The 23,245-nt window shown below is 72.0% G+C and carries 20 protein-coding genes and 1 pseudogene; 13 read left to right on the top strand and 8 right to left on the bottom strand.

From position 1 onward, the window contains the following. A partial coding sequence (locus AC07CM_RS39010) for an acyl carrier protein (RefSeq protein ID WP_478881267.1) occupies positions 1-744 on the top strand: 744 nt, incomplete at its 5' end. A gap of 222 nt (positions 745-966) precedes the next feature. Here AC07CM_RS39010 and AC07CM_RS39015 read toward each other — a convergent pair. Continuing rightward, positions 967-1,740: a thioesterase II family protein gene (locus AC07CM_RS39015; RefSeq protein ID WP_478881268.1), complete on the bottom strand. Its 774-nt coding sequence runs from the start codon at positions 1,738-1,740 to the stop codon at positions 967-969. A 225-nt stretch (positions 1,741-1,965) separates the two neighbouring features. Here AC07CM_RS39015 and AC07CM_RS39020 point away from each other — a divergent pair, with 225 nt between their 5' ends. Beyond that, positions 1,966-3,000 carry a GDP-mannose 4,6-dehydratase gene (locus AC07CM_RS39020; protein ID WP_478881269.1) on the top strand — a complete coding sequence of 345 codons (1,035 nt, stop codon included), beginning with the start codon at positions 1,966-1,968 and terminating at the stop codon, positions 2,998-3,000. A gap of 240 nt (positions 3,001-3,240) precedes the next feature. On the opposite strand, the pseudogene AC07CM_RS39025 reads toward AC07CM_RS39020, so the two are convergent. Further along, positions 3,241-3,659, bottom strand: a pseudogene (locus AC07CM_RS39025) (alpha/beta hydrolase fold domain-containing protein); the annotation flags it as partial. Between the two features lie 264 nt (positions 3,660-3,923). Between AC07CM_RS39025 and panD the strand changes: the two are divergent. Then, positions 3,924-4,343 carry an aspartate 1-decarboxylase gene (panD, locus tag AC07CM_RS39030; RefSeq protein ID WP_478881270.1) on the top strand — a complete coding sequence of 140 codons (420 nt, stop codon included), beginning with the start codon at positions 3,924-3,926 and terminating at the stop codon, positions 4,341-4,343. A gap of 32 nt (positions 4,344-4,375) precedes the next feature. Then, positions 4,376-4,720, top strand: a complete 345-nt coding sequence (locus AC07CM_RS39035; RefSeq protein WP_478881271.1) for a GNAT family N-acetyltransferase — start codon at positions 4,376-4,378, stop codon at positions 4,718-4,720. 554 nt (positions 4,721-5,274) lie between these two features. Here the strand turns inward: AC07CM_RS39035 and gndA are convergent. Beyond that, the gene (gene gndA / locus AC07CM_RS39040) at positions 5,275-6,714 is read right to left on the bottom strand and encodes an NADP-dependent phosphogluconate dehydrogenase (RefSeq protein WP_478881272.1); all 1,440 of its coding nucleotides are present in this window, start codon (positions 6,712-6,714) and stop codon (positions 5,275-5,277) included. A 282-nt stretch (positions 6,715-6,996) separates the two neighbouring features. On the opposite strand from gndA, the gene AC07CM_RS39045 reads away from it, so the two are divergent. Continuing rightward, the gene (locus tag AC07CM_RS39045) at positions 6,997-8,154 is read left to right on the top strand and encodes a transglycosylase family protein (RefSeq protein WP_478881273.1); all 1,158 of its coding nucleotides are present in this window, start codon (positions 6,997-6,999) and stop codon (positions 8,152-8,154) included. Here AC07CM_RS39045 and AC07CM_RS39050 read toward each other — a convergent pair. Beyond that, positions 8,144-9,205, bottom strand: coding sequence for a DMT family transporter (locus AC07CM_RS39050; protein ID WP_478881274.1), 1,062 nt, complete (start codon positions 9,203-9,205; stop codon positions 8,144-8,146). The genes AC07CM_RS39045 and AC07CM_RS39050 overlap by 11 nt on opposite strands. 229 nt (positions 9,206-9,434) lie before the next feature. Between AC07CM_RS39050 and AC07CM_RS39055 the strand changes: the two genes are divergently transcribed. The 6 genes from AC07CM_RS39055 (at position 9,435) to AC07CM_RS39080 (ending at position 18,595) form a co-directional block, all read left to right on the top strand. After that, positions 9,435-10,184 (top strand): (2Fe-2S)-binding protein, encoded by a 750-nt coding sequence (locus AC07CM_RS39055; protein ID WP_478881335.1) that lies wholly within the window; start codon positions 9,435-9,437, stop codon positions 10,182-10,184. A 40-nt stretch (positions 10,185-10,224) separates the two neighbouring features. Then, entirely contained in the window at positions 10,225-11,376 is a 1,152-nt protein-coding gene (gene glgA, locus AC07CM_RS39060; protein ID WP_478881275.1) for a glycogen synthase, read from the top strand. Positions 11,377-11,426: 50 nt separating this feature from the next. Beyond that, positions 11,427-12,647: a glucose-1-phosphate adenylyltransferase gene (gene glgC, locus AC07CM_RS39065; RefSeq protein WP_478881276.1), complete on the top strand. Its 1,221-nt coding sequence runs from the start codon at positions 11,427-11,429 to the stop codon at positions 12,645-12,647. 126 nt (positions 12,648-12,773) lie between these two features. Beyond that, entirely contained in the window at positions 12,774-15,095 is a 2,322-nt protein-coding gene (locus tag AC07CM_RS39070; protein ID WP_478881277.1) for a GH92 family glycosyl hydrolase, read from the top strand. A 144-nt stretch (positions 15,096-15,239) separates the two neighbouring features. Continuing rightward, positions 15,240-16,571, top strand: coding sequence for a wax ester/triacylglycerol synthase family O-acyltransferase (locus AC07CM_RS39075; RefSeq protein WP_478881278.1), 1,332 nt, complete (start codon positions 15,240-15,242; stop codon positions 16,569-16,571). Between the two features lie 491 nt (positions 16,572-17,062). Next, the gene (locus AC07CM_RS39080) at positions 17,063-18,595 is read left to right on the top strand and encodes an SDR family NAD(P)-dependent oxidoreductase (protein WP_478881279.1); all 1,533 of its coding nucleotides are present in this window, start codon (positions 17,063-17,065) and stop codon (positions 18,593-18,595) included. 162 nt (positions 18,596-18,757) lie between these two features. Here the strand turns inward: AC07CM_RS39080 and AC07CM_RS39085 are convergent, their stop codons facing one another. Continuing rightward, positions 18,758-19,558: an SDR family oxidoreductase gene (locus AC07CM_RS39085; RefSeq protein WP_478881280.1), complete on the bottom strand. Its 801-nt coding sequence runs from the start codon at positions 19,556-19,558 to the stop codon at positions 18,758-18,760. A 58-nt stretch (positions 19,559-19,616) separates the two neighbouring features. After that, positions 19,617-20,012 (bottom strand): hypothetical protein, encoded by a 396-nt coding sequence (locus AC07CM_RS39090; protein ID WP_478881281.1) that lies wholly within the window; start codon positions 20,010-20,012, stop codon positions 19,617-19,619. A gap of 490 nt (positions 20,013-20,502) precedes the next feature. On the opposite strand from AC07CM_RS39090, the gene AC07CM_RS39095 reads away from it, so the two are divergent. Next, entirely contained in the window at positions 20,503-20,676 is a 174-nt protein-coding gene (locus tag AC07CM_RS39095) for a hypothetical protein (protein WP_133918774.1), read from the top strand. A gap of 57 nt (positions 20,677-20,733) precedes the next feature. Further along, complete coding sequence (locus AC07CM_RS39100; RefSeq protein WP_478881282.1) at positions 20,734-21,219, top strand: N-acetyltransferase family protein; 486 nt, start codon at positions 20,734-20,736, stop codon at positions 21,217-21,219. Here AC07CM_RS39100 and AC07CM_RS39105 read toward each other — a convergent pair. Both AC07CM_RS39105 and AC07CM_RS39110 read right to left on the bottom strand, forming a co-directional pair. Next, positions 21,197-21,769 carry a hypothetical protein gene (locus tag AC07CM_RS39105; RefSeq protein WP_478881283.1) on the bottom strand — a complete coding sequence of 191 codons (573 nt, stop codon included), beginning with the start codon at positions 21,767-21,769 and terminating at the stop codon, positions 21,197-21,199. The two genes, AC07CM_RS39100 and AC07CM_RS39105, sit on opposite strands and share 23 nt — an antisense overlap. A gap of 70 nt (positions 21,770-21,839) precedes the next feature. Beyond that, positions 21,840-23,192 (bottom strand): amidase, encoded by a 1,353-nt coding sequence (locus AC07CM_RS39110; RefSeq protein WP_478881284.1) that lies wholly within the window; start codon positions 23,190-23,192, stop codon positions 21,840-21,842. Positions 23,193-23,245: the final 53 nt, after the last annotated feature.

Genomic DNA, 23,245 nt, shown 5'->3' on the forward strand with positions numbered 1-23,245 from the left:
GGCATGACCGAGCAGTTGGCTGCGGCTGATGTGGCGCGTATGCGGCGTTCGGGTGTGCTGCCGCTGGCTGGTGCCGAGGCTCTGGCACTGTTCGATGCGGCGGGTGAGCCGGCGATGGTGCCGGTGAAGCTGGACCTGGCGGCGTTGCGGGCCTCCGGTGAAGTACCGCCGCTGCTGCGCGGCCTCGTCCGCACCCCGGCCCGCCGTACGGCGGCCACCGCGCACGCCGGTGGCGGGATCGTCGCGGCACTTGCCGCGGCCGCGCCCGCCGACCGGCCGGAGCTGGTGCTCGAGCTGATTCGCGGGCACGCCGCCGCCGTCCTCGGACACGGCGACGCGGCGGAGCTCTCACCGGACCGGCGGTTCCAGGACCTCGGGTTCGACTCGCTGATCGCTGTGGAGTTCCGCAACAGGATCGGTGCGGAGATCGGGCAACGGCTGCCCGCGGCACTGCTGTTCGACTACCCGACCCCGGCTGACCTGGTCGACCACCTGCTGCCCAGGCTCGTCGCCGACGAACCGACCGGGCCGGCCGCGCTGCTGGCGGATCTGGATCGGCTGGAGCGCGCGCTGGACGAGACCACGGTGGACGACGAGCGCCTGCATCGGCAGATCGCCGGCCGGCTGGAAGTGCTCCGCAGCAGGTGGGCGGCAAGTCCCCAGGAAGAGGACGGCTTCGATGTCGAGTCGGCCACCGACGACGACATGTTCCGCATGCTCGATGACGAGCTGGGCCTGAACTGAGGACCAAGGAGCGTGTCGTGGCAGCGGGTGCCTGTCCGGGCATTCGTGGGCGGTGAGGGCCGGGCGTGATCGCCCGGTCCTCACCGCCGAACGCTCGGAAGCGACGGCCTCGCACCCGTACCCGGCTCCTACGAGCAGGTGCCTACTCGCGGCGGCAACCGGTGGTGATGGACACACGGGGGCCGCTGCCGCACGTCACGTGCGGCAGCGGCCCCGGAACGACTACCTGATGGCGGCCCCCTCTGAGACGGCGGACAGCATGGCCGCCAACTCGGCGTTCACCTCGGCCTGGTGCTCGGCCAGGTAGAAGTGGCCGCCCGGGAACGTGCGGAGGCGAAAGGCGGCGGTGGAGTGTTCGCGCCATCGGTCGGCTTCCGCGACGGTCGTCTTCGGGTCGTCATCCCCCACCAGCACGGTGATCGGGCAGTCGACCGTGCTGCCCGGCACGGCCTGGTAGGTCTCGATGACCCGGTAGTCGCCGCGCACCGCAGGCAAGGCCATCCTCACGATCTCCTCGTCGCCCAGTAGGTCCGCCTGGGTGCCGTTGAGCTTCCGCAACTCGTCGAGCAGGCCCTCGTCGTCCCGCAGGTGCACGCGCTCGTTGCGGTGCGTGGCCGGCGCGCGCCGGCCGGATGCCACGATCGCTCGGGGCGCGGCGGGCGTGTCAGCGAGTGCGAGGGCTGTCTCGAACGCGAGCACCGCACCCATGCTGTGTCCGAAGTAGACAGTCGGCAGGGGCCTTTCCTGCTCGAGTGTCGGCCCGATGCGAGCGACGTACTCCGCGACGCTGCGCACCAATGGCTCATGTCTGCGGTCCTGGCGGCCGGGGTACTGGAGGACCACGACGTCGGCGGCGGCTGCGTGGGTCATCGCGACGGGGTGGTAGAAGCTCGCGGAGCCGCCCGCATGCGGAAAGCAGACGAGCCGTACGTGGGCACTGGCGTTGGGTCGGAAGCGGCGCAGCCAGCGCTCTGCGTCGGTGCCTGGCATGGGCATGAGGTCTCCTTGGGGCAGTCGTCAGAGGCGAGTAAGTCTCATTCCTGACTGAAGAATCCCCAGTCCCGAGAAATGATCGTGCCAATTCCCGGTGATGCACTAGGGCGCCCCGATTTCCGTTGACACTGCGGACTTGCGGCTGTGAATGTCACTACCAAGGGCTGCTCCCGCGAAAGCTCACCCGGCGTAGCGGTCATTTTTCCCGTCGCGGCAGAAGGGAATTTCGTGTCCAAGCGTGCTCTCATCACTGGGGTCACCGGCCAGGACGGCTCGTACCTCGCAGAACACCTGCTGGCACAGGGCTACCAGGTATGGGGTCTGATACGGGGCCAGGCCAACCCGCGAAAGTCACGGGTCAGCCGCCTCGCATCCGATCTGTCCTTCGTACACGGTGACCTCATGGACCAGGCCAGCCTGGTCTCGGCGCTGGACCACGTCCAGCCCGACGAGGTGTACAACCTCGGAGCCATCTCGTTCGTGCCGATGTCCTGGCAACAGCCGGAACTGGTGACCGAAGTCAACGGCGCCGGTGTGCTCCGCATGCTGGAGGCCATTCGCATGGTCAGTGGGCTGAACACGTCCAGATCGACCCGGTCCGGTCGGATCCGGTTCTACCAGGCGTCGTCCTCGGAAATGTTCGGGAAGGTCGCGGAGACTCCGCAGCGGGAATCGACCCGGTTCCATCCCCGTAGCCCGTACGGGGTGGCAAAGGCCTATGGCCACTTCATCACGCGTAACTACCGTGAGTCGTTCGACATGTACGGCGTCTCCGGCATCCTGTTCAACCACGAGTCCCCGCGCCGCGGTGCCGAGTTCGTGACCAGGAAGATCTCGCTGGCCGTCGCTCGGATCAGGCTGGGACTGCAGGACGAGCTGGCGCTGGGCAACCTGGACGCGGTGCGTGACTGGGGCTTCGCCGGCGACTATGTCAAGGCGATGCACCTGATGCTCCAGCAGGACGAGCCGGGGGACTACGTGATCGGGACCGGCGTCATGCACTCGGTCCGCGACGCGGTGCAGATCGCCTTCGACGCTGTGGGCCTCAACTGGGAGGACCACGTAGTGATCGACCCATCGCTGGTCCGCCCGGCTGAAGTGGAGACGCTGTGCGCCGACTCCGGCATGGCCCGAGCCGCGCTGGACTGGGCGCCCACGGTGAAGTTCGAGGAACTGATGCAGATGATGGTCGAGTCGGACCTGGAGCAGGCATCGCGGACCCGCGACTATGGCGAGCTGCTGGCAGCCGCCGACAGCTGGTGACACCATGACCGACACGCCGACCGGCCCCCACCCTTCCGACACCCCCCCGAACTCCCGGACAACGCCGCCGACCTGCTCATCTGCCGGCATCCCCGAGTGATCGACTGACTGGGAGCAACATCAGTAGCCGTCAACTGCCCAGCCCAAGCGGCGGTTGCCCACCCTACGGTTCCCGGATCGTCCACAAGTCTTGACCATTACTCCTATGAGGTGTGCAGCGCGGCGTACAGCGTGCGGGTGGAAACGGACGGCGCTGCCGCGCACCTCGGCCGAGCGCAGCTTGGCGGCGTGGGCCTCGCCCTCGTCGCGCAGCACATCCGCCTCCGGTGATCACCAACGCCGGTGACAGGTCACGCAGTTGGTCGACGGTGGTCCATGGCGGCGATGCGGTGGGCTGAGTGCGCTCGGCCTCGTCGGTCGTGTACTGGTCCCAGAACCACTGCATGCCGTCCCGGTGCAGGAAGTAGCCCTCGGCGAACTGACGGTAGGAACCGGTGTCGGAGTTCGCGTCGGTGACCGGGTGGAACAGCACCTGCTGTGCCGGCGCGGGTCCGCCGCGTTCCTCGGCCATCAGGGTGAGCGCAGCGGTCATGGTGCCCGCCCACCGAGTCCTCGGCCACGGCCGGGCGGGAGCCGTCCAGACCGTGGGACGCGTCCTCGTCGGAGAAGGCACTGACCGCCGCTGACGATGAGCGCGCCGGAACTCGTCACGATGTGCTGCTTGCGCAATGGTGAGGCTGGGCGGTTGAACGTCACGCGCGTGCGCATACGATTGGCGTGCCGTCGGAAAAGTCGGCAACGGGTCAGTGTGAGCCCTCAAACACTCGGCGACAGCTGACCAGACATGCGAAACGATGTAGCCTCCGAAGGCCGCCCTTGACCTGCAGAAGCAGGCAGGGAGCAGACGAATCGGGAGTTTCTTCGTGCTTCGTACCATGTTCAAGTCCAAGATCCACCGCGCCACCGTCACCCAGGCAGACCTGCACTACGTGGGTTCGGTGACCATCGACGCCGACCTGCTCGACGCCGCCGATCTGCTGCCCGGCGAGCTCGTGCACATCGTGGACATCACCAACGGCGCCCGTCTGGAGACGTACGTCATCGAGGGTGAGCGTGGGTCGGGGGTCGTCGGGATCAACGGGGCGGCCGCCCATCTCGTGCACCCCGGGGATCTTGTGATCATCATCAGCTACGCTCAGGTCACCGACGCCGAGGCGCGGGCGCTCCTGCCCCGGGTCGTGCACGTCGACGCCGACAACCGGATCGTGGAGCTCGGCGCCGACCCGTCCGCGCCGGTGCCCGGCTCGGACCAGGAGCGCAGCCCGCAGGCCGTTCAGGCCTGAGGGGCGGACGACGAGCGGGAGCGTGCGTACCCATGAGCGACATCGAGATCCGTGACGACCGGGCGGCGGGTCGCCTGGAGGCCGTCGGCGACGGCGAAGTCGTCGGCCGCATCGAGTACTTCGTGCTGGAGTCGCCCGCGCGCGCCCTGGTCCCGGTGCACACCGTCGTGGAGCCGGCCCACGAGGGCAAGGGCATCGCCGGCTCCCTGGCCCGCGAGCTGTACGCCGTCGCCGAGCGCGAGGACGTCCCGGTGGCTCCGCTGTGCCCGTACGTCGTCAAGTGGGCCGAACGCCACCCCGAGGTGGCCCCGCCGGCCGACCCGGACCTGCTGGCGGCCGCGAAGGACTGGCTGCGGGCCCACCCCGGGCGGTTCTGAGCGGTGACGTGAGTGAGGCGAGTGGCGCGCGGGGGCGGTTTTCGGCCGACCCCACACGTCCGCCCGGGTCCGTTCCGTGCCGCCCTCGGGTGAGTGGCGAAGCGGCTCTCGGGTAGGCGGGGGAGTAGTCCAGAGGTGACGTCCAGCGACTGCCCGGAGGACACCGATGACGAACCCGTACCCCGACCCCGTCCCACCGGGACCGCCCCCGGGCCCGGGGCCGACCCCGCCCGAGCCTTATCCCACCCCGGTCCCGACGCCCGAGCCGGGCCCGGAGCCCACGCCACCCCCGCCGGGACCCGATCCCACACCGCCGCCGGCACCCCCGGCGCCGGGCCCCCCGGAACCCTCACCGTCCCCGATCCCGCCGGGCCCGGAACCCACCCCGAACCCGGAACCCGGCCCGCCGCTCACCTGAGAACACGGAAGGGGCAGTGTCCGAAGGGGGCGCGGGGCTGTGCCGAAGTGCGGCTCCGCCGCTTGCGCGACCGGCAACGACCAACCGCGGCCGCGACACGACAGCCCCCGCCCCACCGGGCGTACAGAGGCGACCCCTACGCCGAGACCTCCGCCCGGTCCCCACCCCACAGCGTGTGGAACGACCCGTCCCGGTCCACCCGGCGGTACGTGTGCGCCCCGAAGAAGTCCCGCTGCCCCTGAGTCAGGGCCGCCGGCAGGCGCTCCGCACGCAGGGCGTCGTAGTACGCGAGCGCCGCCGCGAAGCCGGGCGTCGGCACCCCCTGCCGGGTCGCCGCGACCAGCACCTCGCGCCAGTCGTCCTGCGCATCGGCGATCTCCTGGGCGAACGTCTCGTCCGACAGCAGGCTCGGCAGGTCGGCCCGGGCGTCGTACGCGGCGCGGATACGGTCGAGGAAGGCCGCCCGGATGATGCAGCCCCCGCGCCAGATGGCGGAGACGGCGCCGAGGTCGATGTCCCAGCCGTACTCCGCGCTGCCCGCGGCGATCTCGTGGAAGCCCTGCGTGTACGACACGATCTTGGACGCGTACAGCGCCTGCTCCACCCGGTCCGCGAACGCGCCGGCCTCCGCCTCGCCGAGCGGGGCCGGCTGCGGTCCGGCCAGGCCCCGCGAGGCCTCCCGCAGCGCCGCGTGGCCGGAGAGGGAGCGGGCGAAGACCGCCTCCGCGATGCCGGAGACCGGGACGCCGAGGTCGAGCGCGATCTGCACCGTCCAGCGGCCCGTGCCCTTCTGCTCGGCCTGGTCGACGACCACGTCCACGAACGGCCTGCCGGTCGCCGCGTCCACGTGGGACAGGACCTCGGCGGTGATCTCGATCAGGTAGGAGTCGAGCCGGCCCGTGTTCCAGGTGCGGAAGATGTCCGCGATCTGCGCGGGGGAGTACCCGGCGACATCGCGCAGCAGCTGGTACGCCTCGCCGATCAGCTGCATGTCGGCGTACTCGATGCCGTTGTGGACCATCTTCACGAAGTGCCCGGCACCGTCGGGACCGCAGTGGGTGACACAGGGCGCACCGTCCCCCGCCTTCGCGGAGATCTTCTCCAGCATCGGGCCGAGGGATTCGTACGACTCCTTCGAGCCGCCCGGCATGATGCTCGGTCCGTGCAGCGCACCCTCCTCGCCGCCGGAGATGCCCGTGCCGACGAAGTGGATGCCCCGCTCACGCAGCTCCCGCTCGCGGCGCCGGGTGTCCGCGAAGTGCGCGTTGCCCCCGTCGATGATCATGTCGCCGGGCTCCAGCAGCGGCGCGAACTCCTGGATCACCGCGTCCGTCGGGTCACCGGCCTTGACCATGATGACCAGCCGGCGGGGGCGCTCCAGGGCCGCCACGAACTCCTTGGCGGTCTCGGCCAGGATGAAGTCCCCCTCGTGCCCGAACTCCTCCACCAGCGCCTGCGCCCGCGACACCGTACGGTTGTGCACGGCGACCGTGTAGCCGTTGCGGGCGAAGTTGCGGGCGAGGTTGCGGCCCATGACCGCGAGACCCGTGACGCCGATCTGCGCTGAAGTGCTCATACCGCCTGCTCCCTAGCTGCCTCGTGACGACGGCTCCGTCAGTACGGACCCTCGCCCATCCTGACGTGCCGCTTCGGCGAGCGCACATCCGACCCGCCACGCTTGTTTACGCATGGAAGAGGCCCGTCGCCTCAGCGTGACCGCCGCTCGCGGCCGATCACGGCAAGGAAGGCCCGTTCCCGGCCACTTGCGCGGGTCGAGAGGCTGATTTCCCGTCTTGTCATGGCCTGTTCGCGGCGCTTACTTTTGCCGCTCCTGACGCATGCCGAGGGGAAATCGGACATGGCCGTACGCGGCCGGCATCGCCGGTACCAGCCGAACAGGATCAACCGCGCCTCACTCACCGTCACGGCGGGCGGCGCCGGCCTCGCGATCCCGCTGGTCGCCGCCGGCACCGCCGACGCGGCGGACGCCTCCACCTGGAACAAGGTCGCCGCCTGCGAGTCCAGCGGCGACTGGAGCATCAACACCGGCAACGGCTACTACGGCGGACTGCAGTTCACCCGGTCCACCTGGGAGGCGTACGGCGGCACCCGGTACGCGCCGCGCGCCGACCTCGCCACGAGGGACGAGCAGATCACCGTGGGCGAGAAGGTCCTCGACGGGCAGGGGCCCGGCGCCTGGCCGGTGTGCTCGCTGCGGGCCGGGCTGACCCGGGGCGGCCCCGGCCCCGACGTGCACACGGACAGCGCTGCCGCACGCCCGGTGAAGACCGGCTCCGTAGCGGACGTACAGCCGCAGACGACCCCCCAGTCCCGTGCGGGCAGGGCCGAGATGTACACGGTGGTGCACGGCGACACGCTCTCCGGCATCGCGGGCGAACACCACGTCCGGGGCGGCTGGCGGGGGCTGTACGCGGGCAACCGCGCCACCATCGGTTCCGATCCCGACCTGATCCTGCCGGGGCAGCGGCTCAGCCTGCGCGCCACCACCACGCCGGCGCCCGACACGCACACCGACACCAAGCCCAAGTCCCCGAAGAGAAGAGCCCCTTCGGAGAAGAAGACCCCCGAGCACCACACGTCCACGGGCGGCCACTCGCTCGTCGCCCCGGTGCACGCCGCCATCGGCACCGGCTACCGCGTGGCCGGGTCGCACTGGTCGAAGGGCTACCACACCGGGGTCGACTTCCTGGTGCCGACCGGCACCTCCGTCCACGCGGCGGCCGCCGGGCAGGTGGTCGCCGCGGGCTGGGGCGGTTCCTACGGCTACCAGGTGGTCATCCGGCACCCGAACGGGCGCTACACCCAGTACGCCCACCTGTCCGCCATCTCCGTGCGGGTCGGGCAGAGCGTGTCCGCGGACCGGCGCATCGGCCGGTCCGGGGCCACCGGAAACGTCACGGGCCCGCATCTGCACTTCGAGGTGCGCACGGGCCCCGGCTTCGGTACGGACGTCGACCCGATCGCCTATCTCCGGGCCGGCGGCGTCAGGATCTGACCCGCGCGCGGTGCCGTTCCGGGACGGGCAGCGGCACGTAGAAGCTCGCGGACAGCGGGGTGTACGAGGCCGGGAGGGCGCCGGCGGCGGGCGCCGCGTCCTCCCGGGGCACCGGTCCGCCCAGCAGCTCGACGACCTCCTCCTCGGCCTTCGTCGCCGTCCGCTGCGTGGGCAGGGCCGCGAGCACCTCGTCGGACCCGGACCCGGCCGTCGGAGCCGGGGCGGGCTCGAGCCGCTCCGTCGTCAGCAGGATCAGGCCGCCCGCGGCCACCACGCCGCAGCCGAGGGCGAGCACGGTGCCCGTGGTGCCGTAGCGGAACGTCTCACCGAACATCATGATGCCGACCGCGGCGGCCAGTACCGGGTTGACCACGGTCAGCGTGGCCAGCGGCGCGGCGAGGCCGCCGCCCCGGTAGGAGGCCTGGGAGAGCAGGACGCCGGCGGTCGCGAACACGCCGATCACCGTGAGGGAGAGCAGCTCGCCGGCGGCGAGCCCGCTGTCCCAGTCGACCGCGACGGTCTTGGTGAACACCGACGACATGCCGAAGGCGATGCCGGAGGCGGTGGCGAGCAGCACGCTGCGCACGGCCGGGTGCCGGTGCACGGCCCGGCCCGCGATCATCAGCGCCACGACCGCCCCGCCGGTGACCAGCGCGACGGCCGCCCGCTGGGCCGCGTCGAGGGAGTGCGCGTCGGAGGTGCCGACCAGGGACAGCAGGCCCGCGAGGCCCACCGTGGCCATCACGGCGCCCCGCCAGGCGGTCGCGCCGGCCCTGCGGCCGACGAACAACGCCGCCATGGGCAGGGCGAAGACGATGGTCAGCGCGCCGAGCGGCTGAACGAGACTGAGCGGGCCGCAGGCCAGCGCCACGACGTGCAGCACCCCGCCGAGCCCGTTCAGGCCCAGCGCCAGCCACCAGCCGATCCGGCGCATCGGCAGGTACGACCCGTCGGGGCAGGACACCGCGACCTGCTCCTGCACGATCGCCCCGCCCGCGTACGCGACGGCGGAGACGAACGACAGCAGCACGGACAACGCGAGGGCGCTCATCTGCAGTTCCTCCGCGTGAGGCGGGACCACGGGGTCCGGCGCGGCGTACGGTCGGCTTCCATGGTCAACACTCTGCCCGCCCGGGCTCTTCCCGTCGTCGTCCCTGAGCACACAATGGGTCCTACTACCGATGGAGTACACCAGCCGCCCGATCATCCCCAAGGGGGGTGCCCGCAGGGCGGAGACCCCGGTTCCCGGGCGGCGATCCGGCCTGGTACCAGTACTCCTCGTGGACCTCGACCCCGACCTCGCCGCCCTCCGCCCGCTCGGCGGCTTCTTCGTCCTGCGCACCGCCGGGGCGACGGGGGATCCGGCTGTCGCAGCCCTGCCGACCCTCGCCGAAACCTACGCAACGGTGGCATCCGATGCCCACCGCGACGCGCTGGCTTCTCGCGTCACCACGGTCGCCCACCGGCTGCGCACCTCCGAGCTGCGCGTTTCCGCCTCCATCGCCCATCAGGGCCTTGCCGCCCGGCTGTGGTCCACGGCCCTGGCGTGTGCCGCTCTGTACGGCCGCCTGCCCGACCTCGGGGCCGGGCTGCTGCGCTGGGACCCCGCCGCCCCCGCCCCCGACGACCTCTGGCTGACCGAGGTGCGACCGCTCCCGGGGGACGCGGCCACGCTCGCCGACACCGTCCTGCACGGCCACCTCGAACCCCTAGGGGAAGCCCTGAGGGCCCGTTACGGCGTGGCGGCCGGCCTGCTGTGGGGCAACGCCGGCTCGGCGCTCGCCGGCGCGGCCCGCGAACTGGACCGCTGGGCACGCGCCGACGGCCGTACCGACGTGGCGGACCGGGCCCGCGCCCGCACCGACGAACTGCTCGCCCACCCGCTGCTGCGCACCACCGGCACCCGCACCGGCACGGCCTTCCGCCGCCGCAGCTGCTGCCTGTACTACCGCGTCCCCGGCGGCGGGGTCTGCGGCGACTGCTGCTTCACCCGCCCGCCGCGGTCTTCCCCGGGCGCCGCATCTGGGTGACCATGAAGGGAACCTGCCGACGAGACCAGGGGGTTGTCGGGTGCGTGTGGGACTGCTGACCCGGGAGTACCCGCCGGACGTGTATGGCGGTGCGGGCGTCCATGTGGAATTCCTCGCCCGGGAGTTGAGCTCGCTGGTGGACCTCGAGGTGCACTGCTGGGGCGAGGGCCGCGGCGTCGGCGTCGTACGCCACCGCCCCTGGTCGGCCCTCGACGGCTCCAACGACGCCCTGCGCACCTTCTCCGTCGACCTCTCCATCGCGGCCGCCCTCGAAGGCCGCGAACTCGTCCACTCCCACACCTGGTACGCCAATCTCGCCGGCCACCTCGCCAAGCTCCTGTACGGCGTCCCGCACGTGGTCACCGCCCACTCGCTGGAGCCCCTGCGTCCCTGGAAGGCCGAACAACTGGGCGGCGGGTACGCGCTGTCGAGCTGGACGGAGCGCGCCGCCATCGAGGCCGCGGACGCGGTGATCGCCGTGTCGGGGGCGATGCGCGAGGACATCCTCGCCTGCTACCCGGCCCTGGACCCGGCACGGGTGCACGTCGTGCACAACGGCATCGACACGGCCCTGTACCGCCCCGACCACGGCACCGACGCCCTGGTCCGCCACGGCATCGACCCCGGCCGCCCGTACGTGCTGTTCGTCGGCCGGATCACCCGCCAGAAGGGCGTACCCCATCTGCTGCGCGCGGTACGGGACATCGACCCCGCCGCACAGGTGGTGCTGTGCGCCGGCGCCCCCGACACCCCCGAGATCGACCGCGAGTTCCGCGAGCTGTACGAGGAGCTGAGCCGGGGCCGCGAGGGCGTGTTCTGGATCCCGCAGATGCTGCCGCGCGCCGATGTGATCCAACTCCTCACGCGCGCGGCCCTGTTCGCCTGTCCCTCGGTGTACGAACCCCTCGGCATCGTCAATCTGGAGGCGATGGCCTGTGGCACTCCGGTCGTCGCCTCCCGCGTCGGCGGGATCCCCGAGGTCGTGGACGACGGCCGTACCGGCCTCCTGGTCGACGTGGACGAGGACTTCGAGGCGAACCTCGCCCGGGCGCTGGACACGGTGCTCGGCGACCCGGAAGCGGCCCGGCGGATGGGGGAGGCCGGACGGGAGCGCGCGGTGGGCGAGTTCGGCTGGGACGCGGTGGCCCGGCGCACGGCCGGGCTGTACGAGGAGATCCTCAAGCAGGCTTAGGCCCGTCCGGGCGGGGCAGCCATGGTTCAACCAGGGTGAGGGGAGCGACCATGCGTCGTGGAGGGCCTTCGGTGCTCGGGATCGTACTGGCGGGCGGGGAGGGCAAGCGCCTGATGCCGCTCACCGCGGACCGTGCCAAACCCGCGGTCACCTTCGGCGGGACCTACCGGCTCGTCGACTTCGTCCTGTCCAACCTCGTCAACGCGGACGTCCTGCGCATCTGCGTGCTGACCCAGTACAAGTCGCACTCGCTGGACCGGCACATCACCACCACCTGGCGGATGTCCAGTCTGCTCGGCAACTACGTCACCCCGGTACCGGCCCAGCAGCGTCTCGGCCCGCGCTGGTACCTGGGCAGCGCGGACGCGATCCTGCAGTCCCTGAACCTGGTCTACGACGAACAGCCCGAGTACGTGGCCGTGTTCGGCGCCGACCACGTCTACCGCATGGACCCGCGGCAGATGCTCCAGCAGCACATCGAGGGCGGTGCCGGGGTGACGGTGGCCGGCATCCGCGTGCCGCGCTCGGAGTCCTCCTCCTTCGGGGTGATCACGCCGGGCTCGGACGGCCGCGGTGTCGAGCGCTTCCTGGAGAAGCCCGCCGACCCGCCCGGCCTCCCGGACGACCCCGAATGCGTGTTCGCCTCCATGGGCAACTACGTCTTCACCACCAAGGCGCTCATCGAGGCGCTCCAACGCGACGCCGAGGACGGGCAGTCCGTGCACGACATGGGCGGCTCGATCCTGCCCCAGCTCACCGCACGCGGCGAGGCCCAGCTCTACGACTTCACCGCCAACCACGTGCCCGGCGAGACCAGCCGCGACCAGGGCTACTGGCGGGACGTCGGTACCCTGGACGCCTACTACGAGGCGCACATGGACCTGATCGCCGAGCGCCCCGCCTTCAACCTCTACAACCGCCAGTGGCCCATCTACACCCACTCCAACCAGCTCTCCCCGGCCCGCTTCAACGCGGGCGGCATCGCGAGCGAGTCCATCATCAGCGCGGGCTGCCTGATCCGTGGTCAGGTCACCCGCTCCGTGCTCTCGCCCGGTGTCCGGGTCGACCCCGGCGCGGTCGTGCAGGGTTCGGTGCTGCACGACAACGTGCACATCGGCCGGGGCGCGGTCGTCCGGGGCGCCGTGCTGGACAAGAACGTCGAGGTGCCGCCCGGCGCGACGATCGGCGTCAACCCGGAACGGGACGCCGAGCTGTACACCGTCTCCAAGGGCGGGGTGATCGCCCTGGGGAAGGGGCAGCGGGTCCCCTGACGGACGCACCGTCAGACGGCCTCCGACCGCGACGCGTTTGGCATCACCCTCCGGGAATGCCCGGGTTCGCCTCGTTCGCCCGCCACGATGCAGGCAACGATGTCGAACCTTCGGAGGTCATCCGACATGAGAGGGACCCGGCGCACGCGGCTGTGCCTGGCCTGGGTGATGGCGGCGTCCGCGCTGATCGCCACCCCCGCCGCACGGGCCGCCGAGCGTACCGACGGCCACCTCACCGATCTGGTGAACCCCTTCATCGGGAGCCAGAACGAGGGCAACACCTTCCCCGGCGCGACCGTGCCCTTCGGCATGGTGCAGCTCTCCCCGGACACCGGGCACAGCACCGGCTACGACTACACGCAGAAGCGCGTCCGCGGCTTCTCGCTGGTCCATCTCTCGGGCGTCGGGTGCCGGCTCGGCGGCGACCTGCCCGTGCTGCCCACCACGGGCGAGGTCACGCAGACGGACTACGCCAAGTACGCCGCCGGCTTCTCGCACGCCGACGAGGAGGCGAGCCCCGGCTACTACCGCGTCGGCCTCGACTCCGGCATCCGTGCCGAGCTGACCGCGACGAAACGCACCGGGGTGCAGCGCTTCACCTTCCCGGCCACCGACAAGGCCAACGTCCTGCTGAACGCGGGCCAGGCACTGCACAAGCCGGTCAGCAGCGCCGTCGAGATCCTCGACGAGCACACCGTGCGCACCAGGATCACCGGCCACGGCTTCTGCCGCGACACGGGCCCCTACACGGTCTACACGGTCACCCGCTTCAGCCGGCCGTTCACCGCCTACGGCACCTGGGACGGCTCGACGGTCACCCCGGGCGCCCGCACCGGAGGCGGCGGCGCCTACGTCCGCTTCGACGCGACGAGGGACCGTACCGTCGAGGCGACCACCGCCCTGTCGTACGTCGACGCGCGCGGTGCGGCCGTCAACCTGCGGGCCGAGCACGGCCGGTCCTTCGACGCGGTGCGGCGCCGGGCCCGCGAGGACTGGGAGCGGCGGCTCGCGGCCGTGCGCGTCCGGGGCGGCGAACCGGCCCTCCGCCGCACCTTCTACTCGTCGTTGTACCGCTCGTTCCTCGCGCCCAACATCGGCAGCGACGCCGACGGCCGCTACACCGGCTGGGACCGCCGCGTCCATCGCGCGGAGCGTTTCACGTACTACCAGAACTGGTCGCTGTGGGACACCTACCGCACCCAGGCCCAGCTTCTCGCCCTGCTCGCGCCGCGTGAGGCGCGCGACATGGCCCTGTCGGTGGTGAAGGTGGACGAGGACGGCGGCTGGCTGCCCAAGTGGGGCTACGGGCCCATCGAGACGAACGTCATGAGCGGCGACCCGGTCACCCCCTTCCTGACCACCGCCTACCGGATGGGCCTGCTCAAGGGGTTCGAGGAGCGGGCCTACCGGGCGCTGCGCAAGAACGCCGACGGGGTGCCGCCCGCCGACTACCCGGGCATCGGCCGGGAGGCCAACGCCGAGTACCTCGCGCATGGCTTCGCCCCGTACATCAAGGACCGCCCCCTGGCCAAGATGGGGGACTCCGACTATCACCACGGCGCCTCCGTCACCCTGGAGTACGCCCTCGCCGACGCCGTCCTCGCCCAGATGGCCCGCGGCCTCGGCCATGCCGACGACGCCGCCCGCTATGCCGCCCGGGCCCAGAACTACCGGACGATCTTCGACCCCTCGACCGGCTTCTTCCGGGCCCGGGACGCCTCCGGTGCCTTCACCGGCACGTCCGATCCGGCGCGGGCCCCGGGATTCCACGAGGGCAGTGCCTGGCAGTACCAGTGGCTGGTCCCGCAGGACCTGCGCGGCATGATCGGCCTGATCGGCGGTGAGCGCGCGGCCAACGACCGGCTGGACTCCTTCTTCGCCTACGACCGGCTGCTGGCCGACCCCGAGCGGACCGCCCGCGAGGTGTGGGTGCACGGGAACGCCTACAACTACTACAACGCCGACAAGTACAACCCGATGAACGAACCCGACCTGATCGCCCCGTACACGTACCTGGCCACCGGACAGCCGTGGAAGACCACGGACGTGGTCCACGCGGCGCTGACCCTCTTCACCGACGGTCCCACCGGCATGACCGGCAACGACGACCTCGGCACCATGTCCGCCTGGAACGTGCTGTCGTCGATCGGGCTCTTCCCGATCCAACCGGGCTACGACACCTGGGGCCTGTCCACCCCGGTCTTCGAGCGCGTCGACCTCTCCCTCGACCGCCGCTTCTGGCCGGGCCGCCGGCTCACGGTCACCGCCCCCGGCACCTCGGCCGCCGACCGCTACGTCCAGGCGGTCCGCACCGACGGAACACCGCACGAGCCGACCTATCTGACGACGGCCGCGCTGCGCTCGCTGCGCACGCTCGCGTTCACGGTCGGCTCGCGCCCGTCCGAGTGGGGTACGTCACCCCAGGCCGCACCACCGGTGCTGAAGTGACCTCAGAAGTCCCCTCAGTCCCGCCCTTCTCGGTGGTGCGGGACTTAATCTGCTGTTAACTGAGCGTAGCCTGATCGTACTTGACCGTAATCGGCTGCCGGAGATTGACTGCAGATCCACCCTTCGTCGACGCGAGGCAACCCCTTGACTTCCGACCTGCTCGCTCCCCTCGATCTGGCCTTCTGGAACATGGAGTCCGAACGACACCCGATGCACCTGGGCGCGCTCGGTGTCTTCGCCACGCACTCGCCCACCGCGGGCGCCCACGCCGCCGACCTGCTCGCCGCGCGTGCCGCCGCCGTGCCCGGTCTGCGCATGCGCATCCGGGACAGCTGGCAGCCGCTCTCCTTCGGCGGCGCCACCCGCGAGACCGCCCCGGACTTCGACCCGCTCGACCACGTACGGCTGCACGCCCCGACCGCCGACTTCCACGCCGTCGCGGGCCGCCTGATGGAGCGTCCGCTGGAGCGCGGCCGGCCGCCCTGGGAGGCGCACGTGCTGCCCGGCGAGAACGGTGTCTCCTTCGCCGTGCTGTTCAAGTTCCACCACGCCCTCGCCGACGGGCTGCGCGCGCTCAAGCTCGCCGCGGGCGTCCTGGACCCGGTCGACCTGCCCGAGCGCGGCCCGCGCGCCATCGAGCCGCCGCGCAGCCTGCTGTCCGACGTGCGCCGGCTGCCCGGGCTCGTTCCCGAGCTGGTCAAGGGCGCGCTGTCGGACGTGGGCCGGGCCCTCGACATCGGCGCCTCCCTGGCCCGGTCCACCTTCGGCATGCGCCCCTCGTCCGCGCTGACCTCCGCGCCCAGCGGCACCCGCCGTACGGCCGGGGTCGTCGTCGACATCGACGACGTGCACCGGGTGCGCAAGAGCGCCGGCGGCACCGTCAACGACGTCCTGATCGCCGTCGTCGCCGGCGCCCTGCGCCGCTGGCTGGACGAACGCGGCGACGGCAGTGAGGGTGTCGCGCCCCGTGCCCTCATCCCCGTCTCCCGGCGCCGGCCGCGCACCGCCCACCCACAGGGCAACCGGCTCTCGGGGTACCTGATACGGCTTCCGGTCGACGACCCCGATCCGCTCGGCCGTCTCGACACCGTGCGCACCGCGATGGTCCGCAACAAGGACGCGGGGCCCAACCGGGGCGCCGGTGCCGTCGCCCTGCTCGCCGACCATGTGCCGGCCCTCGGCCACCGGCTCGGCGGCCCGCTGGTCGGCCAGGCCGCCCGGCTCTGGTTCGACATCCTGGTCACCAGCGTGCCGCTGCCCGGCCTCGGCCTCCGGCTCGGCGGTCACGAGCTGAGCGAGGTGTATCCGCTGGCCCCGCTCGCGCCGGGGCAGGCGCTCGCGATCGCGATCTCCACGTATCGCGGGCGTGTGCACTACGGGCTGGTCGCCGACGCGAAGGCCGTGCCGGACCTCGACGTGTTCGCCCGGGCGGTGTCGGAGGAGATGGAGACGCTGCTGTCCGTCTGCGACGTCTGAAAGCCGGTCCCGGCCTCCGGCCGGGCCCGTGCTTCCGGGCCTGCGGCAGCCACGGTGGGGTCGGCCGTAGGGGGTGTGCCTCCAGACGCTGCTGTCCGTCTGCGACGCCTGGTCTGCGACGCCGTCTGCGGCGCCTGAACGCCGGTCCCGGCCTGCCGGGCCCGTGCTTCCCACCCGCACCACCCGTGCGGCTCTCGTCGCCGGCTGCGGGTGGCCCCCATGGGGCGGACTCGCCGTCGGCGGCCGACCGGTGCGTGGTGGGTGGGAGGTCGCCGGCCGCGCGGTCGGTGGGTGCGTGGTGGGGCGGGGGAGTCGTCGGCCGCGGTCGGCGGGTGCCGGGGTCCGCGGGGGCGGGGTCGTGTCTGGGTGGGTGTGGGGGCGGTGCTGATTCGGTGGGTTTGGCCGTAGGGGGTGCCACTCCGTAAAATTCGCCGTTCGAAAGCGGGCGCGAGTCGGAGCGCTGCGCGGGTGATCAGGGAAACGGCAGCGCGATGACGGTGACAGAGGACGGCGCGGCGTCCATGGAAGCGGTGTCCGCGGATTCCGCGGCCATGGACGAGATGGTCTACGGGCCCGGTATCGACCCGGAGCGCCTGGCCGTCTGCCTGAGCGTGCTCGAGGAGCTGGACCGGCTCGAGGTCGACCACCCGGACGCGATCAAGGTGCGCCGGGCGACCTCGCACATCTACCGCACGGTCAAGCAGCGCCGCCGCCAGGAACGCCGGGCCGCCAAGACCGCGCACGACCGCGCGGTCACCGAGGCCACCGCGACCGGCTCCGCCGAGCGCATCGACGACGAGACCGAGGGCATCCTGCCCTCCTCCAAGGTCGAGTCGGGCCGGATCGCGGGCATACTCCAGCGCCCGCGTTCCTGTTACACCTGCAAGACGCGGTTCGTGGAAGTCGACTACTTCTACCACCAGCTCTGTCCGGACTGTGCCGACCTGAACCGCACCAAGCGGGACGCCGGCGCCGACCTCACCGGCAAGCGGGCCCTGCTCACCGGCGGCCGCGCCAAGATCGGCATGTACATCGCCCTGCGCCTGCTGCGCGACGGCGCCCACACCACCGTCACCACGCGGTTCCCCAAGGACGCCATCCGCCGCTTCAAGGCGATGGACGACTCGGCGGACTGGATGCACCGTCTTGAGGTCGTCGGCATCGACCTGCGTGACCCGGGCCAGGCCGTCGCACTGGCCGACCAGGTCGCCGAGGCGGGCCCGCTGGACATCCTGATCAACAACGCCACCCAGACCGTACGCCGCCTGCCCTCCGCCTATGCCGCCCTGGTCGAGGGCGAGAGCGCGCCGCTGCCCGCCGGGGAGCTCCCCGCCCACCACGTCCTCGGCGCCTTCAACTCCGGTGCGGTCGGTGAGCTCGGCGGGGCGGCCGCGCTGCCCGTCGGCACCAGTGGCCTGGACGCGCAGAGGGTCGCCGACCTCGCGCTGGTCGCGGGCAACGCCAGCGTCGCCCGGCACCTCGACGGCACCGCCATCGACGCGGGCGGTCTGCTCCCCGACGTCGTCGAGACCAACACCTGGGTGCAGACGATCGAGCAGATCTCCCCGGTGGAGCTCCTCGAGACGCAGCTGTGCAACTACACGGCGCCGTTCATCCTGATCAGCAAGCTCCGTCCGGCCATGGCCGAAGCCGCCAGGAAGGCGACGAGCGGGCGGGCGTACGTCGTGAACGTCTCGGCCATGGAAGGCGTCTTCGGACGCGGCTACAAGGGCGCGGGCCACCCGAACACCAATGCCGCCAAGGCCGCGATGAACATGGTGACGCGTACCAGTGCCGAGGAGATGTTCCAGACCGACGGCATCCTCATGACCTCGGTCGACACCGGCTGGATCACCGACGAGCGTCCCCACTACGACAAGCTGCGCATGGCAGATGCCGGCTTCCACGCCCCGCTCGACCTGGTCGACGGAGCGGCCCGTGTCTACGACCCGATCGTGCGTGGCGAGGCGGGCGACGACCTGTACGGCGTCTTCCTGAAGGACTACGCGCCGGGCAGGTGGTGAGCCCACGGGGGAAAACCGGTGGCCCGCCGGGCCGCCGGTGACCTACCGTTCCGCTCGTGCCGAAGTGTCCGGTGCGCAGGTGACGCGTTCTTCGTGGTTGAACTCCACCCAACAGGCCCGCAGGGGCCTGCCAGGCCCTTCGGGGGCCGCCCGCGTCACCGCCTAGACCTCGGGCACCCGGCGCAACCGCTCGTGCACGGCGTAGGCACCGGCCCCGGAGGCGGCCCGCACCCGCGTCCCGCCGTCCACCAGCAGATCGGCGCCGGTCACCCACTCCGCCGCGTCCGAGGCGAGCCACACCACGGCCCGTGCCACGTCCTCCGGCTCGCCGATCCGCCCGAGCGGCAGCCCCGCGGCCACCTCCGCCTCGCCCGGCTCCCACACGAACCGCGCCATCTCGGTACGGACGAGTCCGGGGGAGACGGAGTTGACCCGCACCCGGGGCGCGAGTTCGCCCGCGAGCTGCCGGGTGAGATGCAGCAGCGCCGCCTTCGTGGTGCCGTACGCGCCCACCTGGGGTCCCACGTGCACGGCACCCTCCGTGCACACGTTGACGACGGACCCGCCGTGCTCGCGCATCCAGCCCCGCCAGGCGCACTGCACCAGCCGCAGCGGGGCCTCGACGTTGACCGCGAACGCCTCCCGCCAGGCCTGGGCACCGGCCTCCATGAGCGGTCCGTACGGCCGGTTGGTCGCCGCGTTGTTGACCAGGACGTCCAGCCGCCCGAACTCGCGCAGCACCAGATCCGTCAGCTCCTCGGCATGCCCCGGATCGGCCACGCTCCCGGCCAGCCCGATCCCGCCCAGCTCGGCGGCCGTGCGCCGCACCTCGCCCGCGTCCCGCGCGGTCACGCACACCAGCGCCCCGGCCGCGGCGAGCGCCCCGGCGACGGCACGCCCGATGCCGCGCGTCCCACCGGTGACGACGGCGGCCCTGCCCCCGAGTCCGTACGACGGCGTCATCGGCGTACCGTCTCATGACGGACCGTCGGACGACAGGGGTGTGCACCCGCCGCGGTCCTCAGTCGACGGCGCCCAGGCGCGAGTTGCGGGTCGCGACCAGTTCGAGGACGGTGCGCCAGTCCTCCAGCACCCCGGCGTCGAAGCCCGTGGCGCGCCCTTCCTCGGTGGCCTGGTGAAGTCGGTGAAGATCGTCGTCGGCGGGGTGGCAGTCCCCGCTCACCAGCCGGAAGACCCGCTCGCCGAGCAGCGGGCGCACCGCCTCGGCCGCGCTGCGGGCCCGTCCCGCCTCGTCACCCGGGCACAGCACCGGCCCGATGCCCCGGACCAGCCCCGCCACCTGGAGCTCCTTGTCCGCGGGGCGGCTGCGGCGCAGCAGCGCGGCGGTCCGCAGCGCGTGCTGGTGCCGGCCGGCGTACAGCAGATCCATCAGCTCCTCGACGCTGCGCAGCTCCATGCGTCAGTCCTTCCGCGAGACAGCCGTTGCCGCACGACACCAGATCATGCCCAGCTTGCGGCCCGGCCAACGGGAACTGAACTGCGCCGCGCCCGTACGGAGGCACTCCGGGTAAATCGAAGATGTGTTCGGCCATGTAGGCCGAGTGGGTGATTCGTCCCGCGTGCAGGTGATGCGCTTTATTGCAAATAGCCTCATATTGAGGGGCATTGGGGGGTCAAATGACTTCCGATAGTTACACCTTGTTTGCACTCCCTATCGAGCGGACGTCCGCTCATTTGGTTAATCTGGAGGGGACGGACAGCAGTACGGGGTCCCACCCACACCCACCGTCCGTCCCGGGGCGAGCCGAACGGCCTGCTCTGACACGAGGTACCGGCGCCACCGCGTCCGAACTGGCCTTCCATCCAGACCCGAGCGGGCGACGAGTGCCGGAGCGCAGGCTGTCCGGTAGGCCCCGAGGGTGAGCCCGACACATAAGGAGTGCGCGGTGACACCGGAGAAGACGAATCGCGAACAGCGCCCCAAGGAACGCACGGAGCGCGGGGGCCGCCGGCCCGGAGAACTCGGCAGCCTCGACGTGTGGGCCCGGTCCGCCCCGATCCGCCTCGCGGGTTACGAGGACGACCTCGCCGAACCCCACATCCTGCCCAGCGTCGACTGACGCCGGCGCCGGACCCGTCGCGATCGCCGCACGCATGGGCGTGAAAGACTCACGCCCATGCCGATCAGGGAAGCCGTGGCCGAGGACTGGCCGTGGATCTGGCCTTTCTGGCACCGCATCGTCGCCGCGGCCGAAACCTACGCCTGGGACCCCGACACCTCCGAGGAAGCGGCCCGCGCCCTGTGGATGGGCCCCGCCAAGCGCGTCTACGTGGCCGAGGACCCCACCGGGGCGGTGTGCGGGTCGGCCTACCTCACCGCGAACTACGGCGGCCCCGCCGCCGGCGTCGCCAACGCGGGCTTCATGGTCGACCCCGACCGCACCGGCCAGGGCATCGGCCGCGCCCTCGCAGAACACGTCCTGACCGAGGCCAGGGCCCACGGCTACCACGCGATGGTCTTCAACGCCGTGGTGGAGACGAACCCCGCGGTCGCCCTCTGGAAGTCCCTCGGCTTCACGATCCTCGGCACGGTCCCGAGAGCCTACGACCACCCCCGGCACGGCAGGGTCGGCCTGCACATCATGTACATGGCGCTCGACTAGGGAGAAGACGCTCGTGACGCCGGAGGAGTACAGCGCCGCCGCCATCGAGGTCGTCGAGTTCGACGAGCACGTACGCCGCACCCCGGGGATGTAGTTCCTGGTCCCCGGCGATCACCCCGACCTGGCCACCCGCGTACTGTGCCGTGTTCTGGCGCACGGTCTCCATCCGGCGGCGCGACTCGCCCCGGACCACACGCTGCGGATCACGGCGGAGATCCACTCGGACCTCGTCTTCACCGTGACGGACGATCTGCCCGACGCCCTGAACGGTGGCGCGGACCGGCCGCGGCTCGGGTATCACGGAGCGCTGCTGGGCCCCGAGCGCCGGCTCAGTGCCGCCGCGGCCGCCCTTGAGCGCGCGGACCTCGTCGAAGTGTGGCGGGGCGGGCACGGCCTGCGGCAGGAACTCGCCGGACTCCGCCCGATCGCGGAGCCCCGGCGCTTCGAGCCGCCCGTCGGGGCGGGGACCCGGGTCCGCTTCGCGCTCGACCCGGCGTACCTCGCACCCGGAACGACGAACACCACTGACCTCGCCCCTCCGGACCTGCACGGCCCCTACTGCGACCGCCCGGGACGGGCGTCGTCGTCCTCCGGGATCTGCGTGACGGGCGTGAGGTCCGCTACCGCTGATCCGCCAGGGGCGCCGTCCGCTGCCACGGGTGGCGGCTCTCCAGTTGCTCCGCGAGGGCCAGCAGGTGCTCCTCCGTGCCCGGGCGGCCCGCCAGTTGTACGGCGCAGGGGGCGCCGGAGGGCAGCATGCCGAAGGGGACCGACATCGCCGGCCAGCCCGTCAGGTTCCACGGCGGCGTGAAGGGTGAATAGGCCGTGTTCGCCAGGATGTTGCGCAGCCAGCCCCGCTCGTGCCAGGGGCCGGCCTCGGGGGAGCGGCGGGCGAGCGCCGGGGTGAGCAGGACGTCGTGCTCGGCGAAGAAGGGGGTCAGCCGGGCGCGGAGGCGTTCACGCCGGTCACCGGTGCGGACCGAGTGGACGAAGCGGCGGCCCACACCCGCGTGCACCCGGGTCCGCCGGACCAGCCGTGCCAGGTCGAGGCCCTCGGCGTCCACCGCCGTACCGGCCGTCCAGTGCTGGAGCGAGGTGACGCCCAGGGAGAGGGGGTAGGGCGGCTCGGCCCGCCGGACCCGGTGCCCCGCCGCGGCGAGGATCCCGGCCGCCTGCCGCACCGCGATCGTATACGGCTTGCTCACGCTCACACCGGCCAGCGGGCTGCGCAGGGCGACGGCGATACGGAGCGGGCTCTGCTCCTTCGGGGGCGTGAACCCGGTTTCCGCGAGCACCGCCAGCATCAGCCGCAGATCCTCGACCGTCGTCGCCAGCGGACCGTTCTCCGCCATGCCGAACCAGTCGCCGTTGCCGATCCCCGCCGGCACCACCCCGTGCCCCGGCTTCAGTGTGACCAGCCCGCAGTTGGCCGCCGGGATGCGCAGCGAGCCCATGCCGTCGTTGCCGAGCGCGAGCGGCACCAGGCCGGCCGCCACCGCCGCCGCGCTGCCCCCGGACGAACCGCCCGCCGTGCGCGAGGTGTCCCAGGGGTTCCGGGCGGTGCCGTGCACGCCCTCCGTGGTGCCGAAGACACACAGTTCGGGCACGTTCGTCAGACCCACGACCACCGCACCGGCCGCCCGTAGCCGGGCCACCGTCACATGGTCCTCGGCGGCCGGGGTGTCCGGGGTGGCGGCCGAGCCGTTGCGCTGCGACTCGCCGCGCACCGCCAGGTTGTCCTTCACCGCCACCGGCACCCCGGCGAGCGGGAGTTCGCCCAGATCGGCACGGGCGCCCACCTCGTCCGCCTCCGCGAGCGCCGCCTCGGCCCGGACCGCACGGAACGCCCCGACCCGGGGGTCGAGCCGCTCGATCCGTGCGAGGTGCTCCGCCACCACCTCCCGCGGCGTGACCTCCTTCTCGCGTACGGCGGCGGCGATCTCTGCGGCGGTCCGGCCGGCCCAGCTGGTCACAGGTGCTCCTCGGGAGGGGACGGTGTGGTGCGCGGGAGCGTACTCGTCGGTAC

It is taken from the genome of Streptomyces sp. NPDC044061 (assembly GCF_056434305.1).